The sequence below is a fragment of the Candidatus Binatia bacterium genome, assembly GCA_029248525.1.
Lineage (GTDB): Bacteria > Desulfobacterota > Binatia > UBA12015 > UBA12015 > UBA12015.
The window spans coordinates 45,141-60,935 of sequence record JAQWJE010000038.1; the positions used below are offsets into that span (position 1 = coordinate 45,141).

The window sequence follows — 15,795 nt, forward strand, 5'->3', positions numbered from 1 at the left end:
TGACCTCGGCCTACCAAAAGACTTACCACCTCCGCAGATGAGCGCAGCCCACAAAGACGAAAAGACGGTCGATTCCAAGTCGGCAAAAATGGCCTACGGCATCCATATGCCGATAGCACAGCAGAGCCCCACCTTTGTTCAACCCTGGGAGGCGTCCTGTGGTCCGGAAGAGATGCGGCAGATCGCAATGCGATGCGATGCGCGAGGTTTTCTCTATCTCGCTGTCTCCGACCATGTCGGCGTTCCGCGAGATCTGGTCCCCCATATGTCGGCCACATGGTACGATCCGGTGGCGACGCTGGCCTGGTTAGGCTCGGCGACATGCAGGGTCCGCTTGATGGCCTACGTCTCTGTTTTGCCCTATCGGCATCCACTGCAGACAGCCAAATCCTACGCGACCCTGGATTGCCTGACCGGCGGTCGGGTCATTCTCGGGGTCGGGGCCGGGCACGCACAAAAGGAATTCGAAGCCCTGGGGCTCGACTTCTCGAAGCGTGGCAAGATGCTCGAAGAGGCGATCGGTTGCGTTGAGCAGGCTTTTCGTGAGGACTACCCGGAGCACGACGGCGAGTTCTGGTCGTACAAGGATCTGGGCCAGCAACCGCGGCCGGTTCAGGTGGACGGACCGCCGATCTGGGTTGGCGGTTCGAGCCGCGCCGCCATGCGACGTGCAGCCGAACTCGCCGATGGATGGCTCCCCCAAGGGCCACCTGCCGTGGGGATGGCGAATGCCATTGAATTTCTTCATGAACGCCGTGCGAATTCCAACAGGACCAAGCCACTGGAAATTGGTGGGATGGCTCTGGATGCCTACGTCGGGGAACCCTCGCACGCGGTCGCGGATAAAGTTCTCACGGGTCGCCCGGAGCGAATGGCTGAATTCATGCACGAAAACGCGCGGGCGGGATGCACGCATATGGGCATTCGCCTGCATGTTCGTGATGCTGACGAAATGCTCGATCAAATCGATGCTTTTTCCGAAGAGGTGGCCGTTCTGCTCTGAGGCTATTCAGGCCCGCCCGAGCAGCTGGTTTCCGGCATGGCATGCTTCGATGAGGCGTGCCTGCTCTTCCTCCGGAAGCGTGGGGAGGCGCGGCGGCGGCAGCTGGCGCACCAGTGCTGCGGACTTTGCGATCCACTCGCGGTCGGGCAGCTCGAAAAACGCCGACAACTTCTTCAAAGTGGTCGTGGGCTCGGTGATCAGATCCTCGAAGCGAATTTCCATATATTGATTCGCGTCGAGGAATTGCAGCTGACGAAATCCGCGCGTCAACTGGTCACTCCAGAACCGACCAAAATAGGCAGCATCCGGAGAACTCTCCAGAATTTTACGGACCGGGTCTTCTGCATTTTTCGGTGGCGTTCGATGGGCGATTGCTGTGGCAATATCGACATCGGGATGAAGCCCGTGGACAAGGGAGATGGCGAGCCGAAAGGCATGGTGCTCCCGCATCGAGAGGGCCGCTTCCTCTCCGGATCGGTGAATATGGAGAAAGCGTGCACCGGGGAATGTCTGCGCGAGATCGGCAATATAATCGATTGAAGATCCCGAACGTTCATTCCAGATCGTCTTCCCGCAAACCTCGGCGAGCCACGCAAAGAGCTTCCGGTAATGCTCTCCCAGAGTTTGGCCGGGCTGTTTTCGCGCAAACGCTTCGGTCCGGTCGAGAAGTGTATCGGGATCGTTGTCGAGTCGACCGAGAGTCGTCACCAAAAGCCAGGGGATATCATCGGTTCGTTGGAAGCGATCGTTTGCGCGAAAAGGGTAGGTGATTTCTTCGACCGGATAGCCTCGACTGGTGATCATGGTGATAAAGGGATGGGGTTGAGAGATGATCTCCCAGAACTCCGCTCCCGAGACGGCTGAGCGGGAAAACCGCCGAGCGCCGTCGAGTCCATTGAAGAATTCGAAAATACTCAGCAGATCGGGATGTTCGGCGAGCATCCGTGAGAGCAAGGTTGAGCCGCAACGACCCGTTCCGACCACAAATCGATCCATAGGAGAGTCCCTATCAGATTTACAAAAATTGGAAATCTCGGGGCTGTGGAGCCGATTGGAATCAGAGTTGGGCGACGCGGCGGTCGAGGCGTCGCCAGGCAAGCCAGGTTCCGAGAGCGCCGACCAGCACCGAAATGATCAGAGCGCTTGCCAGCGGCGTGAGGAAGTCGAGGAGACTTTCGTGGACGGCGCTCCAGGGGAGCGATGTCCGCACGATAGCGACGGGCTTTCCTGCATCATCGAGCATTGGCCGCGCGTAGTAGACGACGCGAGATTTCTGGACCGTGCTGTCCCGAACGGCAGAGCCCTCACCGGTCTGCAGGGCTTCGCGGATTTCGCGCCGGTTGCCGTGATTTTCCATTTTCCCGGGGTCGCCGTGGGAATCTCCGAGCACGCGTCCATCGGTATCGAGAACGGTCAGCCGCATATCCTTTCCGGCAGCGATCTCGTCCAGAATCGGGTCCACTATTTCGGGTTCCAGAGAGCCGGCTTCGCGCAGGGCGGCCATCGCGAGCGGGTTGACGTCGCGCAGCCGCAGGGCGGTCTCTTCGTGGTAGAATTCGTCGAGTTCGCCCCAGGCAAAAACGCCCAAAATCAGCGCAATCACGATCTGGAGCACGATCAGGCCTGCACCCGTGCGTCGCGCGGCATGGCGCGCTTTTTCGCGGGCTCCGCGGGCGGAGCTCAGCCTGGCCTGAAGCACGCCCTGGCATGCCGTGGGGAGTGCATTGATTGCGGAGGCCGCCATGACCAGATCCCCGGATTCGAGAGCGGTTTCCGCGAGGTGGAACCGTGCATCGTCTTCCCCCTGCAGGGCTTCGGGGTTCTCGGGCCAGAGCAGGCGAGCCTGCTCGAAGCCGGCAATGATGCGAGACATTTGGGAGTAAAGATCCGCGCGATGTTCCGGCTCCGGGGCGCCGACACCCGAGTCGGAGGTCTGTGTCGCGGCCAGAAGAGCTGCTGCGTTGGAAGAAATCGCGAGACTCTCCCTATGGGATAAATATTCCTCGACTGCTTGCCGAAATTCCCGGGCATTCGATGGCCGTTGGGCGGGATCGTGTGCCATCGCTCGCCGGCAGAGGTCCGCGAGCTCGCCGGGCGTATCCTCGGAAAATTTCGGCGGCCGGCTGCTGGTGGCCAATGCCAGCGCTTCAAATAGCGTTCCCGCAGCCTGTGGTGCCTTCCCTTCGAGAAGTTCGAAAAGGAGGGCCCCGAGCAAATAGACGTCCGTTTGTTGGCTGATATTGCGTCCCCCGGGCGAGACCATTTCCGGGGCCATATAGGCTGGCGTGCCGGCAAGGCGGACGCGCGGACCGGGTGCCCGGCTCCCGGAATCCTCAATGCCGGTTTCCAGGGCGATCCCCCAATCCATCAGCACCACTTCACCAAAAGCCCCCACCATGACGTTCTCCGGCTTGATATCGCGGTGGATCACACCCCGGCTATGGGCAAAGGAGACTGCGTTGCTGACAGTGATCAGGAGGCGAAGATGCTCCGTGAGATCGAAGCCGCGCGCAGCTTCGATCCCCGCTGGTGTTTGCGGGTGCAGCAGTTCGGCCCAGGTTTGGCCCTCGATCAGTTTCATGGCGAGGGCGATATCGCCCTTCTCGTTCACGGAGATTCCATGCACCGGCAGAATATTCGGATGCTCCAATGCGCCAGTCACGCGAGCTTCCCGCAAGAAATCCCGCTGCGCCGAACCCAGCCGTTCTTTCTCGGGACGGATTTTCTTGATGCCCACCTCGCGCTGCAAATCTCGCTGCAGGGCACGGTAAACAACGTTCATCCCCCCGCGCCCAAGGAGGTCGCGAATCTCGAACCCCTGAGCCGGCGGCGGTGGCCGTTCGTTCTCCTTCTCGGTGTCAGGCGAGGGCGACCGGGTGCCGGGGACGAGAATCGTCGGCGTATTACTGTCGAGGGGTTCCTCGGGCCGAATCGTCTCGTGGAGGTCCATTTCGGGATCTCGAAAGTCGAGCGCCGGGTTGGCCCGCAGGATGTCCTGCATTTCTTCTGGTGCGCGATCCTTCATCTGCCCGTTGCACGCTAGGTGCTGGAAGATGCCCGGTCAAAGGGTCTCTCGGAGTCCCCATGCCGGGGTACCGGAGATTTGGACTGCAGGCGAAAGGCCGTCCCGGACTCCGTTATGAAATCCGGTACGGAATCTCTCGTGGAATCGAGCGCCGAATGCGGAGGGGCGGGGCACGAACAAGTGCCCGCACCCCTCCGTACTCTTATTGCGCCTGTCGCGTCGGCATCCCGCGCAGGCCAGGGCAGGCCGGCAGGGTTTCCGGTGGCATGGTCATCGATGTCACGGAAATAACCTCCGGAAGAGTGAGATGAGAAGTTCCATCGACGGCGATTTTGACGACAACTTCGTCCTCATACTCCAGCGCATCCCATTGCCACTCGGGGCGGGTGCGTCCTGGTGCCGATATCTCCATCCGAATGCTGGAACCGGCGCGCAGGTAATGTGCAAAAGGAAAGATTTCCAACTGAACCAGCGTAAACTCATCGGCCGGAAGGTCGGCGGCGTCTTCCTCGAAATGGGTCGATACCGGTCGGGTGGTTGTCGATTGTTCGGCGTCCAGCTTGCGCCGACTCGTGCGCAGCCATCCGTTCTGGATGTAGACCTCGCATCCATCCGAGCGCACCTCACTCAGGGTGACCTGCAGGTCGACATCGGCCACCGAAGCATGCACGTAGAGATTCGCCGCCGCGGATCCGGCGAGGAGTAGAGGTTCCTCCAGCGGTGCGGTGGTGAATTTAAGGTTTGTGCCCTGCGTGGCCTCCTGCCAATTCCAGCCGGGAAGTGCATCCCAGGGACCGCCATCGGCCCCATCGAGAGTCTGCACTTTGGAGAAACTCGTGTCGTAGAGAAACTCCTCCGATGCGGGAGCTGATGGACCCGTTTCCGGCAAAGCCAGACTTGTGGGCAGATCCTCGGGGGTCATACCGCCTTCGAGAGTCGCGCCGGCATCGCCCGAAGGGTCGGCGCTTTCCAGATACAGGGTCAGGTTCTCGTGGGGGGTGGGCCAGGTTTCCAATTCAATTTGGAAAGTGGAGTAGGGGTATCCCGGGTATTCCGGGTAGCCGCCGTTTTCCATCAGCACCAGAACATCAGGCGTTTCCCGCCAAAAGGCGAGCGCTTCTTCGTAAGGCATGTCCGGGTCGAAACGACTCTCGGGGATTTCCAGACTGTCGACTTTGAAAATACTTCCGGCGACAAAGTCGAGAATTAGAGGGACGCCCACTCCGCGCTGGGGCGTTCTCTTTGCGACGAATAGCTCGAGACATTCCAGCCACCGAGCGAAGCTCTCCGGTCCGATCGAGTCGGTATGTCCTCCGTTTGTGATGGTGAATTTTTTATCCTCGGTGCCGGTGAATTTCGCGATCATATTAAGCCAGTAGCCACCGGTTTGCTCGTCATTCGTGGTCCCGGCGAGGCAGACAGGAACCGTGATTTTGTCGACAAAGGTATCCGGGGCGAGAGGATCGGCGACCTCGGGTCGGTAGAAAGCATTATCCTCGATCACGCCAAAGATATCGATGGTCTGATCTCGCAACTTCATATTATCGATACATGTCTGGTCGCCGGCTTCGAGGCGTTCGCGCGACCATCTCTGACCGCCGCGCTTGGAGTCGGCGTCGCGGCCACCGGCCCAACTGACGGCGAAGCCGGAGTTCAGGATTCCTCCCGGGCGCAGCGTTCCCTTGCCGGTATCGGAAATGACCGAGTTCGGGAAGATTCCCGCGAGGCTTGGGGGTTGCGTCTGGGCCGTGAAGAGCGACCCGATCGCGGGGTAGGAGAGTCCGACCATGCCGACGTGTGCCGACCAGGCCTGCGCAGCGACAGCCTCGATCGCATCGTAGCCATCGGTATTCTGCAGATCCTCGAAGAACTCGAAGGCCCCGCCCGAACATCCGGTGCCGCGCATATTGACGCCCACCGAGGCGTACCCGAGGACGCCGGTGATCAACATCGACGGTTGCGGGTTATTCGGATCGGCGGGGGAATATCCTGAATATTCAACGACAGTCGGGTAGGGACCGTCCTCGATCGGACCGGGCAAGATGACGTTCACGGCAAGCAGTGTGCCGTCACGGGTCTCGAGGTATTGGTAGCCCTCGCGAAGTTGGATATCCGCATAAAAATCAGCACCCGGATGTTGGTCGGGGTTTCTCACCGTAAAGGCGGGGGAGGCGACACCAGCCGGCGCCCCTTCCGGGCTTGTCACACGATACCCATCGCCTGCCCGGATCTCGCGGAAGATAATGCTACCGAGATCATCGGCTTCGCCGATCCGGATTTCTTCGCCGGACGCATTTTTCAGCTGCAGTGTTTGTCCGGGTTCGGCATCGATCACCCAGACCTGATTGACGCTTCCATTAGCCTCGAAACTGGCGGGCTCCATCCCGGGCGGGGTTGGCTGGGGCGAGCTTGTCGGTTCCGGTGCGGGCGTGCTCGTTGGCTCTGGTGTCGGGTTGTAGCCCGATTTCGAGTCGCCGCATCCTGCAGCGAAAAAAACAGTGAAAGCGGCGAGCGCGAGCAGGGCTTGGGGCGGGGTGGCAAATCTCATTCTGTCTCCTTTGGTCTTGCGATATCGGGCCGGTTGGACAATTGATCTTCGCTTCAAGCTATGGTCGTCCCGGCCGGGCGTCAACCTCGAGGGCTGGCCATGCGAGGGCCATCTCGGCGAGAGCCGGGATTTTCGTCTCCTCGGCTTGAGAGATCAGGGGGGCAAGGGGTAGGCTCTCTCCATGAATCCCCCTGTGGAACCAGCCTCCGGGCTGATTGCCTGCCCGGATTGCGACTTGCTCAACCGGGAGCACGCGATTCCCGAAGGGGACCGCGGGTGCTGTGTCAGGTGCGGGGCCGTGCTCTTTTCCAATGATCCTCGGGCGCTCGACCGCGCACTCTCGCTGACGATCGCGACAGTTTTTTTGTTATTCGTCGCCAATGTCTTTCCCATCATGATCTTCAGCTACGCCGGTCAGAGCGAGTCGAATACTTTGCTCGATGGAGTTTTTTGGCTCGCTGACGGCGGGCTGCAGCTGGTCGCCCTGCTCGTCTTTCTCACCAGCATCATCTTTCCGATTCTGCGCACGGGTGGGCTGCTCTATGTGCTATTACCCCTGCGAGCGGGGGTGTCCCTGCCGGGTGCAAGAACGGTATTCCGATCGGTCTCGTCGATTGAAAAGTGGGGGATGCTCGATGTCTACGCATTGGCGATTCTGGTGACGGTGGTGAAGTTGGCCGATCTGGCCAATGCGACAATTTCGACCGGCTGCTTCGCGCTTGTCGCCGCAGCCGTCCTGATGATCGCCACGAGCAGCGCGATTGACCGCCGCGATATCTGGCGTCGTCTGGTCGTGCTTCGATGAGCACGGGCCAGACAGCGCGTCGGGCGGGCTATTGTTCCTGCGAAGTATGCGAACTTCTGGTGGCTGTTCCCGAGCCGGATCTTCCGCGGATGGAGTGCCCGCGCTGTCGCTCCACGCTCCACCTTCGGCGACCGAACGCGTTTTCTCGGACGGTCGCGCTGGTGATTGCCGGCTTTATTTTATACGTTCCCGCGAATCTTTACCCGGTGATGACGATCGAACTCGTGGGTCGGCCCGACCCAAATACGATTTTCACCGGCGTGAAGGAACTCTTTCAGAGCGGAATGTGGGAGATCGGATTGCTGGTGTTCAGTGCGAGCATTCTGGTCCCTCTGCTGAAGTTGGTCGGATTGTCCTATCTTCTGATCAGCGTGTACCGGGCGCGCCGCGGTGCTCGCCCCGGGCGCAAGCTGCGGCGCGATCGAACGCGCTTGTTCCGCGCGATCGAATTTGTGGGCCGATGGTCCATGCTGGACATGTTTCTTCTTTCGATGTTGGTGGCACTGGTTCGTTTCGGTGCGATCGCCTCGATCGAGCCTGGAATTGGCGCTACCAGTTTTGCTCTGGTGGTCGTAATCACCATGTTTGCCGCAGCGAGTTTTGATCCGCGGTTGATCTGGGATGATTTGGAGGAAGTTTGATGAGCGAAAACGAAACTGCAGAAACTCCGCCGGCCCCCAAAGCAGAGGTGCGCAAACGACGCGGGATCTCGATTGTCTGGATGGTTCCGATCATTGCTGCCGTGGTCGCGGGGGGGCTCTGGTTGCAAGCCTTGCAGTCTCGCGGGCCCATGGTGACGGTTCTCTTTGATGACGGCAGCAGTCTGGAGGCGGGGAAGACCAAAGTCCTTTTCGAAGGGGTTGAGGTTGGACGGGTTCAGTCAGTCGAACTGTCCGAGGATCTGAAGTCGGTCCGAACCGAGATTCGCCTTGACGAATCAGCGACACAAATGGCCCTCGACGGTGCTGAATACTGGGTGGTGCGGCCCTCGATCGGAATCGGCGGGATCAGCGGACTCGAGACACTGGTCTCGGGTTCCTATATCGGTGTGGTTCCGGGGCAAGGCAGCAAGAAAAAGGAATTTGTTGCGGTGGGACAGCCGCCGATGGCGACGACCCGGATCCCGGGATTGCAGTTGAAGTTCCGGTCGACGGGTTTGGCGTCGCTCGAGGTTGGATCGCCAATAGCCTTCCGCCAAATTCAGGTCGGTGAAATTACCGGCTATGAACTGCGAGAGGATCGCAGCGGGGTGGATTTGACCGCCGTTGTCTACAAGCGACATGCCTATCTGGTGCGCGAGCATTCGAAGTTCTGGAACGCCAGCGGTATCAATATGACCCTTGGCGCCGCCGGGTTGGAATTCAAGACGCAATCGCTGGCAGCGGTGCTGCTCGGTGGGATTTCCTTTCTGACCCCAAGCGGCGAGCGCGCGGGTGGCTCGGTGGCCGATGGAGTCGAGTTTGAACTCTTCGAGGATCTGGACGCGGTTCACCGCGAGAGGCGCATCAAGAACGGACTGGTGGTCATTCTTGAGTCGGGATCTGCAGGCTCGGTCAAGAAAGGGGATCCCGTTTCTTATCGCGAAGTCAAAGTCGGGCAGGTTTTGCGCCAGAAGTTAGGCTCCGAATCGAGCAAGGTACTCGTCTACGTCAATATCTGGCCGAAGTACGCCCCCCTGGTTCGCGATAACTCGGTGTTTTGGAACGCCAGCGGCGTGAAGGCGCATTTCGGATTGTTCAGCGGTTTGGATGTGTCGCTCGAATCGCTCGAATCCTTGATCGCGGGTGGTATCGCCTTTGCGACTCCCGATGACCCCGGGGCACCTGTGCCGAATAATAGTTATTTCAAGATTGCCGAGAAGCCCGAGGACCGCTGGTTGGATTGGGCACCGCGAATCACTACGGCGGCCTCCACGGTCTTCAAGGCGCCGGTAAGAGTCTTGAGGTCAGGCGTCGACGAGTTGAAAGGTTCGAATACGACGGCGACGGCGACGGAGACGGAGACCGCGCAGGTTGAACAGGAAGAAAATGAAAATCGAGAAGAACGTCGCGAAAAGTCGGCGCGGCATATTGGGGGTCATCGGCCCGGACATCGCGGGTTCTAGATCGGGCGGGAGGCTTTGTGCCTCTCGGGGCTGAATTTTACAGCTCAGGATCCACCGGTCTGGTTCTGCTGCTCGTAGACGCTTGAGAGCTGGGCGACGACATCTCCGGAGGTTACCGGGCGGTCGGCCTCTGCAGACGGCGGTGTTCCTTCCCGAACGCTTTTTGCGCGGGTGTCCACATCCGGCGACTCTGCGCGCAAAGCGGCTGTGGTCGAAGCTTCACGCTCTCTGTGGGCAAACGGGTCGAATTGGAAGAATCGGCCGGTATTTTCGTGCGTGATCTTGTTGATCTCGTCGTCCGGAATCCCGTCGAGCTGACGGGCGAGCACCTCGGGTGAATTGGGCCAGGTGGTATCGGAGTGGGGGTAATCACATTCCCAGGTGATGGTGTCGATGCCGACCTCGTGTCGATTCTTCAAACCGATGGGGTCGTCGATAAAGCAGGAGATCATATGCTCCCGCCAGACATCGCTCGGCCGTTTTCCACCAAAATCCTGATGCGTCCATTGGTGGTGGTTGGCGTGCACGTAGTCGGCCCTCTCGAGGAAGTAGGGAATCCATCCGATCCCGCCTTCCGAGAGAGCGACTTTCAGGTCCGGGAAGGCGCGCAGCGTGCGTGACCAGAGAATATCCGCCGCGCAATTCACGATGGTGATGGGGGCTGTCGTGATCATCACATCCACAGGTGCTTCCATCGACGTGAAGTGCATGCCCGCGCCCGACCCGATATGAATGCAGACCACCGTTCCTTCCTCGGAGCACGCTTTCCAAAGCGGATCCCAGGACGGGCTGTGCCAACTGGGAAAGCCCAACTCCTCGAGATTCTGGCTCAGGCTGATGGCGTGACAACCTTTGCGGGCCAGGCGTCGCACTTCCTCGGCGGCCAGTTCCGCATCCCAGAGGGGGACGTGCCCCAGCGGAATGAACCGCCCCGGGTAGGTGCCGCACCACTCATCAACGTGCCAGTCGTTGTAGGCTCGCAGCATGACCAGCGCGAGCGCTTTGTCTTCATGGCGCGAGAAGAGGGCGCCGCAAAGGCCGATGAAGGAGGGAAAGCACATCGAGCCGAGAATGCCGTTGACGTTCATATCCCGGATGCGTTCGTGAATATCGTACGTCCCCGGTCGAATCTGACTGAAGGAGGTCGGCTCCATGCCGTACTCCTCGGGCAGGCGTCCGACCACCGCATTCAGCGCGAGATTGATGATCGGTTGCCCCTGAAACATCCAGATATCCGTGCCGTCTTTTTGTTGGACGACTCGGGGTGCTTTTTCCTTCCATTCCGGAGCGAGGTGATGCTCGAACATATCGGGAGGTTCGACGACATGATCGTCAATACTGACCAGAATCAGATCTTCCGTGCGCATTTCGAATCTCCTGAGGTTGGGCAACCGATGCTACGTTCTCCTCTAGGCCATCGGACCTGTTCCGGTCAATCGATTGCCCGAGTCAGCCGGGGTGAATTTTTTCGCAGGAGGCGCTAGACCGGACGGTATGGGAATCGAGATTGCCGGCAAAATTCACAAAATTGAGGAAACCAAGCAGATCACGGAGCGCTTCCGGAAGCGTGAGTTCGTTCTGATTCTGGAGGAAAACTCGGAATACCCTCAGCATGTCCTCTTCCAGATGACGGGCAACCGCTGCGACAAGCTCGCGGATTTCAAGGTGGGCGACGAGGTCCGGGTGGATTTCAGTCTGCGTGGCCGAGAATGGACCAGTCCCAAGGATGGGGTTGTGAAATACTTCAACAGCCTCGACGTCTGGGACCTCTCCCGCGCCGGGGATCAGATGCCCGCTGACGATATGCCGTTCGGGGACGCTCCGCCTCCGGACGACGAAATGACGCCGTTCTGAGGCGTTTTCGCAATTTACCGGAATTTACCCGCGACCAGCAGGGCGTATGTCGGTCCGAGATCTCTCAGATCCCGGAACTGGCACCGGTAGGGTCCGACCACCGTTGCAGCATGGTGAGGCGTTCGTCGCCCTTGCGCTTGACCATTTCTTCCCACGAGCGTTTGTAACCGGTGTGCAGGATCTTCCAGTTTCCGTCGACCTTGCGGTAGCTGTCGCGGTACCAGCCGGTTCCCTGAATGGCGAAGCCATTCTCATCGTCGATGAAGACATCCTCGAGTCTCCAGATGCCGGTGGCGCTGGTTTCGGAGTCGAGTTCGATTTCCGGATGATGAACCGTGTGGCTGGTGAGGATATGCCCGCCGCTCATGGACTCCCGAAAGAAATCGAGGATGGCCTGTCGCCCCTCGAAGGCGTACTTTCCGCCGCTGTAGGCCGATGTTGCCTCTTCGAGGAAGCATTCCCCCATCTCGTCCCAGAGCTTGTTGTCCAGACACCGAAGGTATTTGTACTTCAGGCGCTTGATCGCTTCGAATTCCTGCAAATCGAACATAAACTCTCTCCTTGGCGGGGTTCAGTCAGCGCTTGCGCCCGCGTGGTTTTGTATTGGAAGGGTCGATAATGGGGATATTCGGCCCGCCGAGAAGGTCCGAGGTGGAATTCTCCTCGGTCTTGTCGAGCGGCAGAATTTTCGCCGTCCCGCCTTTTTCGACCTGATCGACTCGCACCACGGCATGCATGGGAATTTGGGCGCTTTTCACGCCTGCGAACTCGTTGCGCACTTCTTGTTCGGTCGGATCGACGATGATTTCCGACTTGCGCCCCCATGCGAAGCCGGAAATTTCGATAAAGCCGAATAACTCGCCCTGGGTCACATTCCGGCAATAGACCTCGAGAATCTTGTCCTCGGTGCGAAAACGAATTCGATAGAGCAGTTTTTTTCCGGCCACCTCGCCACTCTTGCAATCTCGCGCCCTGTCCTCAAGCGCAGCGTTCCGGGGGGGGGGCGGGCAGGCGATTATGAGCTCGGGATCAAATTTACTTGACGCATAAACAAACATTCGTTTAGCGTCGGTTCGAGTATGGGGAATCTCAAGAGAAGAGCACCGGAGCCGAGGCGATTTTCACCTCGGGGGGAGCGGATGATGTTTCTCTTGGCAGGGACGATCTTGAGCCTTGCACTCATGCTGCTGTTCCCTTGGGGTCAGGCGGGCGTCCTTGCGTGGGCCCGTGCCGAGCCGACGGTCGTGGACCTGACGGAGGGCCGCGTCCTGCGCTTGAAGCTGTCGTCCCGGGCGGCCCGAAATCTGGCGATCGCCAAGTTCGTCAAGGATCCTGCGCTCAACCCCTTGCAGAACCCGCTTGGCTGTCCGGACGCTGTTCCCTGGGTTCGACTCAAGGCCGCTGGTGGCTACGATAGCGGGCGGCTGGCGCTGCCCTGCGCGGAATGGAAGGGGAATCTCGCTCGGCTCACCTACAAGGATCGAGAGGGGATTCAGGGCGGCGTACGCTTGGTCAAATATCAGGTGGGCTCCCTGCAGGTGCAGTGGAAGGGGGATTCCTTCGCCCCCGTCTCTCTGCCGCTACCTGCGGAGCCGTGGGTCGAGGTGCGATTCAGTTGGGGCGGGGAAGATTCCAGTTGCGGCCGGTTTATGAATTTTCGACGCAACAAATCTACCATCGCCGTTGCTGGCCCGGGCAGTATGCCTTGTCTCCCGGAGGTCATACCCACCCCAACGCCGTCGGGGGTCCCCACCCCGACGAGTCAGCCAGCGACACCTTCGCCGTCGCCCGAAGGAGAACTATGCCCGCCGGAGTCGGATTGCCTCGAATTTCGCGTGGTTCCCGGCTCGGGAGATCTGCTCCCTGACGACGACGGGGTCTCGACGTGGTTGCGGGTATTTGATTTCACTGGTGCCGGGATTTTCGCAAACGCTACGGGTGGGGATTTCGGCGATGAGGAACTCCGAATCGCGCGGGGTCCGCTGGACGCGAGCGGTCGGGAAACCCTCCGCCTGACAGGCCCCGTATCGATGGCCGCCGCATTGCCCGATTTGGCGCTAGACCTCGGTCAGGCCGGCACGGTCTGCCTGCAGATCCACCCCGCGCCTTACCAGCAGGGATGGCTGGATTGTTCCCCATCGCGTCCGCCTCTGGTCTCTTTGACCGTCGATTCCGCGGGCGCGGGGGTGGCCTCCCCGCCGGTGCTGGAGGTTGGATCGGAAGATGCGGCCCCGCTTTCAGCCGGTGAGGCCTTTGTGCCCGTCCGACTGCGGCTTGGAATGGCTGCGACCGATGGCGTGGATTGCCGCTCCTTTGATTACGGCAGTGCCCCCATGATTTCCTCGGCACTGGTGACCGGAATCGCAACGAGCGCGGTCGAGAACGACTGGATCAACGGCGCGCCCGGCACCCCGGGGCTCAATCAGGTCGCTCTTGCGGGTGCTCCGTTTGCCTGCGCGCCCTGGGCCGCAGGAACCTTGGCGGAAGCCAGTCTGGTCGCGCCTCTTTTCGGAATGGACTTCCCGGTCCCCGTGCTCGATCAGGTTGTCGATCTGGCGCAGGTCGTCCGCCTGCGAATTGTTTCGGCAGCGATCCCGACTCCCACTCCGACTCCCACTCCGACTCCCACTCCGACTCCCACTCCGACTCCCACTCCGACTCCCACTCCGACTCCCACTCCGACTCCCACTCCGACTCCGACTCCGACGCCGACTCCGACGCCGGCGCCTACGCCCGATCCGATTCCGACGACGAGTCCGGCGCAATTGCAGGTGCTCTCGCTCGAGGATGGAACGGCGAATCTTGGGCCGACGTCGACGTCCTTCGGCAATTGTTACCAGCAAACGGTGACCAACCTGGAAGCGGTTTCCTCGTCAGCTTCAGGATTCTCGCTGGCCTATCGCAGCAACGCGGCTACCGATTGTGAGGTGGTTCTTACCGGAGGTGGTAATATTCAGGCACGCGTCCCCGCCTCGCTGGCGGTTGAGTTCGATCTGATTTGTCCGGCCGGAAGTCCCTACGAGATTGTCGTCGAGCAGCGTCGGCAAGGGGCACTGACTCTCAATCGAGATAATTACGATGGCTGCGACGCTCCGTTTGGCGGTTCGACGGGTCGGGCGACCGCTCGATTGTCCGCCATGGTCGGTACGCACCTCGGGGGACAGCTCTCCGGGGGAACGCTGGCTCTGGGGTCCCCGGTAGAACTGGACCAAACCGGTGACGGGAATTTGGAGTTCTCCGACTCAGCCGAAGGGCGCATCACGGGAATCGGGACGGGCGCAGCCGAGAGCCACCGGCTGGCGATCGCGTGGGAGTCGATGTGCAAGAGCCGTGGAGGTTCCTGGGACACCGGAGCCGAATGCTCGGTCCGATTGGGCCGGGACTCGGATATACGCCCCAATGGAATTGCCGGCTGTATGCAGGCGGATGATTACCCGGGGGTGGGTGACCGTGACCTGGCCACTGACGGCTATTTCCTCACCGTGGAGGCTCGGTGTGAAATTCTTGTCCCGGCGCCGACTCCGACACCATCTCCGTCTCCGACCCCGACACCAACGCCTCTGCCCACCCCGAGTCCTGACGGGTGGGTTCCGAGTCCGACGCCGACACCGGAAGCGACGCCTGCGCCAACGCCGCGCGAGCCTCTGGGTCTGGTGGAGGTGAATATCGCGGACGGCTCGGATGCCTATTGTCCGTCGGATAATTCCGGGGGTTCCTTTTTGAAGACTCAGGGGAATCCAACCGGCGGTATTCCCGGAACGGTCTGCAATGGCACGAACGGAAATTTCGCTGGTGGACCTCTGCTCCTGGAGGCCGGTCCGGTGGCGATCACCGGACGGGCGGATCTGATCCTCGCCCAACCGGTGGTTATCGGAGCGGGCTTGAACAGCCAGACGCCAGGCTGTGGCGGGTCCTGCGCCGCTTGCTGGCGTTTCACCGATGATCTTTCTCGACTGGGATTTGTCGATTGCGATGGCGGCTCCAACGCCGACGCGAATCTGACGGTCAACTCCAATAATGCCGCGGCACCGCCGAACCCCTTCTATGATCCGCAGTGGCTGGATGCAGGCGACGGGGTGAGCGATGGCGGGGCCGGCGCAGCTGTTCTCTACGTGGTCGCGCAGCGACTTCGGATCAACGGGTCGTCGGTCTGTCCGGGTGCCGAGGACGCTGCGTGGGCAAGCATCGAGCCCGAGAGTCTCGCTATGGTGACGGGTCGTGCCAGCAGCAGGATCGAGAATCGTCGCCGCTGCAGTGGCAGCCTTTTTGGCACCAGCTGCTCGTCACAAAATCCCTATCAAGTGGCTTTGACGGGAAGCAATTTCTCCTGCGAAGCCTGGGGGAATGCCAGTGGGGTCCGGCTGGTGCTGCCCGTCGCGAATCTGGATGAAACCATCGGGGGAAGTTGGGGCACCGGCGATATCGCGCAAGTGGTGAGGTTCGCCAACGATTGAAG

The 15,795-nt window shown here is 60.4% G+C and carries 12 protein-coding genes; 6 read left to right on the forward strand and 6 right to left on the reverse strand.

The window, feature by feature from the left end; all coding sequences use genetic code 11:
* The first annotated feature begins 37 nt into the window (after window positions 1–37).
* Entirely contained in the window at window positions 38–1,003 is a 966-nt protein-coding gene (locus P8K07_07950; protein ID MDG1958457.1) for a TIGR03619 family F420-dependent LLM class oxidoreductase, read from the forward strand.
* A 6-nt stretch (window positions 1,004–1,009) separates the two neighbouring features.
* On the opposite strand, the gene P8K07_07955 is transcribed toward P8K07_07950, so the two are convergent.
* The 3 genes from P8K07_07955 to P8K07_07965 form a co-directional block, all read right to left on the reverse strand.
* Window positions 1,010–1,999 carry a sulfotransferase gene (locus P8K07_07955; GenBank protein ID MDG1958458.1) on the reverse strand — a complete coding sequence of 330 codons (990 nt, stop codon included), beginning with the start codon at window positions 1,997–1,999 and terminating at the stop codon, window positions 1,010–1,012.
* Between the two features lie 61 nt (window positions 2,000–2,060).
* Window positions 2,061–4,028, reverse strand: coding sequence for a protein kinase (locus P8K07_07960; protein ID MDG1958459.1), 1,968 nt, complete (start codon window positions 4,026–4,028; stop codon window positions 2,061–2,063).
* 202 nt (window positions 4,029–4,230) lie between these two features.
* The gene (locus P8K07_07965) at window positions 4,231–6,576 is read right to left on the reverse strand and encodes a CocE/NonD family hydrolase (GenBank protein MDG1958460.1); all 2,346 of its coding nucleotides are present in this window, start codon (window positions 6,574–6,576) and stop codon (window positions 4,231–4,233) included.
* 181 nt (window positions 6,577–6,757) lie between these two features.
* Here P8K07_07965 and P8K07_07970 point away from each other — a divergent pair, with 181 nt between their 5' ends.
* Genes P8K07_07970 through P8K07_07980 form a run of 3 tightly spaced genes read left to right on the forward strand, consistent with a single transcriptional unit; the run spans window position 6,758 to window position 9,485 of the window.
* Entirely contained in the window at window positions 6,758–7,381 is a 624-nt protein-coding gene (locus P8K07_07970; protein ID MDG1958461.1) for a paraquat-inducible protein A, read from the forward strand.
* Window positions 7,378–8,022, forward strand: coding sequence for a paraquat-inducible protein A (locus tag P8K07_07975; protein MDG1958462.1), 645 nt, complete (start codon window positions 7,378–7,380; stop codon window positions 8,020–8,022). The genes P8K07_07970 and P8K07_07975 overlap by 4 nt, the downstream gene beginning before the upstream one ends.
* Window positions 8,022–9,485 carry an MlaD family protein gene (locus tag P8K07_07980; GenBank protein ID MDG1958463.1) on the forward strand — a complete coding sequence of 488 codons (1,464 nt, stop codon included), beginning with the start codon at window positions 8,022–8,024 and terminating at the stop codon, window positions 9,483–9,485. Before P8K07_07975 ends, P8K07_07980 begins: the two co-directional genes overlap by 1 nt.
* Window positions 9,486–9,529: 44 nt before the next feature.
* Here the strand turns inward: P8K07_07980 and P8K07_07985 are convergent, their stop codons facing one another.
* Window positions 9,530–10,852 carry an amidohydrolase family protein gene (locus P8K07_07985; GenBank protein MDG1958464.1) on the reverse strand — a complete coding sequence of 441 codons (1,323 nt, stop codon included), beginning with the start codon at window positions 10,850–10,852 and terminating at the stop codon, window positions 9,530–9,532.
* 127 nt (window positions 10,853–10,979) lie between these two features.
* Here P8K07_07985 and P8K07_07990 point away from each other — a divergent pair, with 127 nt between their 5' ends.
* Complete coding sequence (locus P8K07_07990; protein ID MDG1958465.1) at window positions 10,980–11,339, forward strand: DUF3127 domain-containing protein; 360 nt, start codon at window positions 10,980–10,982, stop codon at window positions 11,337–11,339.
* Between the two features lie 64 nt (window positions 11,340–11,403).
* On the opposite strand, the gene P8K07_07995 is transcribed toward P8K07_07990, so the two are convergent.
* Both P8K07_07995 and P8K07_08000 read right to left on the reverse strand, forming a co-directional pair.
* Window positions 11,404–11,889 (reverse strand): nuclear transport factor 2 family protein, encoded by a 486-nt coding sequence (locus P8K07_07995; GenBank protein ID MDG1958466.1) that lies wholly within the window; start codon window positions 11,887–11,889, stop codon window positions 11,404–11,406.
* Between the two features lie 25 nt (window positions 11,890–11,914).
* Window positions 11,915–12,286: a DUF1820 family protein gene (locus tag P8K07_08000; protein ID MDG1958467.1), complete on the reverse strand. Its 372-nt coding sequence runs from the start codon at window positions 12,284–12,286 to the stop codon at window positions 11,915–11,917.
* Between the two features lie 192 nt (window positions 12,287–12,478).
* Between P8K07_08000 and P8K07_08005 the strand changes: the two genes are divergently transcribed.
* Window positions 12,479–15,793, forward strand: a complete 3,315-nt coding sequence (locus tag P8K07_08005) for a hypothetical protein (GenBank protein MDG1958468.1) — start codon at window positions 12,479–12,481, stop codon at window positions 15,791–15,793.
* The last annotated feature ends 2 nt before the right edge of the window (window positions 15,794–15,795 follow it).

Coding starts and splice junctions, on each gene's coding strand:
- P8K07_07950 (MDG1958457.1), top strand. CDS start 38: ATGAGCGCAGCCCACAAAGACGAAAAGACGGTCGATTCCAAGTCGGCA.
- P8K07_07955 (MDG1958458.1), bottom strand. CDS start 1,999: ATGGATCGATTTGTGGTCGGAACGGGTCGTTGCGGCTCAACCTTGCTC.
- P8K07_07960 (MDG1958459.1), bottom strand. CDS start 4,028: ATGAAGGATCGCGCACCAGAAGAAATGCAGGACATCCTGCGGGCCAAC.
- P8K07_07965 (MDG1958460.1), bottom strand. CDS start 6,576: ATGAGATTTGCCACCCCGCCCCAAGCCCTGCTCGCGCTCGCCGCTTTC.
- P8K07_07970 (MDG1958461.1), top strand. CDS start 6,758: ATGAATCCCCCTGTGGAACCAGCCTCCGGGCTGATTGCCTGCCCGGAT.
- P8K07_07975 (MDG1958462.1), top strand. CDS start 7,378: ATGAGCACGGGCCAGACAGCGCGTCGGGCGGGCTATTGTTCCTGCGAA.
- P8K07_07980 (MDG1958463.1), top strand. CDS start 8,022: ATGAGCGAAAACGAAACTGCAGAAACTCCGCCGGCCCCCAAAGCAGAG.
- P8K07_07985 (MDG1958464.1), bottom strand. CDS start 10,852: ATGCGCACGGAAGATCTGATTCTGGTCAGTATTGACGATCATGTCGTC.
- P8K07_07990 (MDG1958465.1), top strand. CDS start 10,980: ATGGGAATCGAGATTGCCGGCAAAATTCACAAAATTGAGGAAACCAAG.
- P8K07_07995 (MDG1958466.1), bottom strand. CDS start 11,889: ATGTTCGATTTGCAGGAATTCGAAGCGATCAAGCGCCTGAAGTACAAA.
- P8K07_08005 (MDG1958468.1), top strand. CDS start 12,479: ATGATGTTTCTCTTGGCAGGGACGATCTTGAGCCTTGCACTCATGCTG.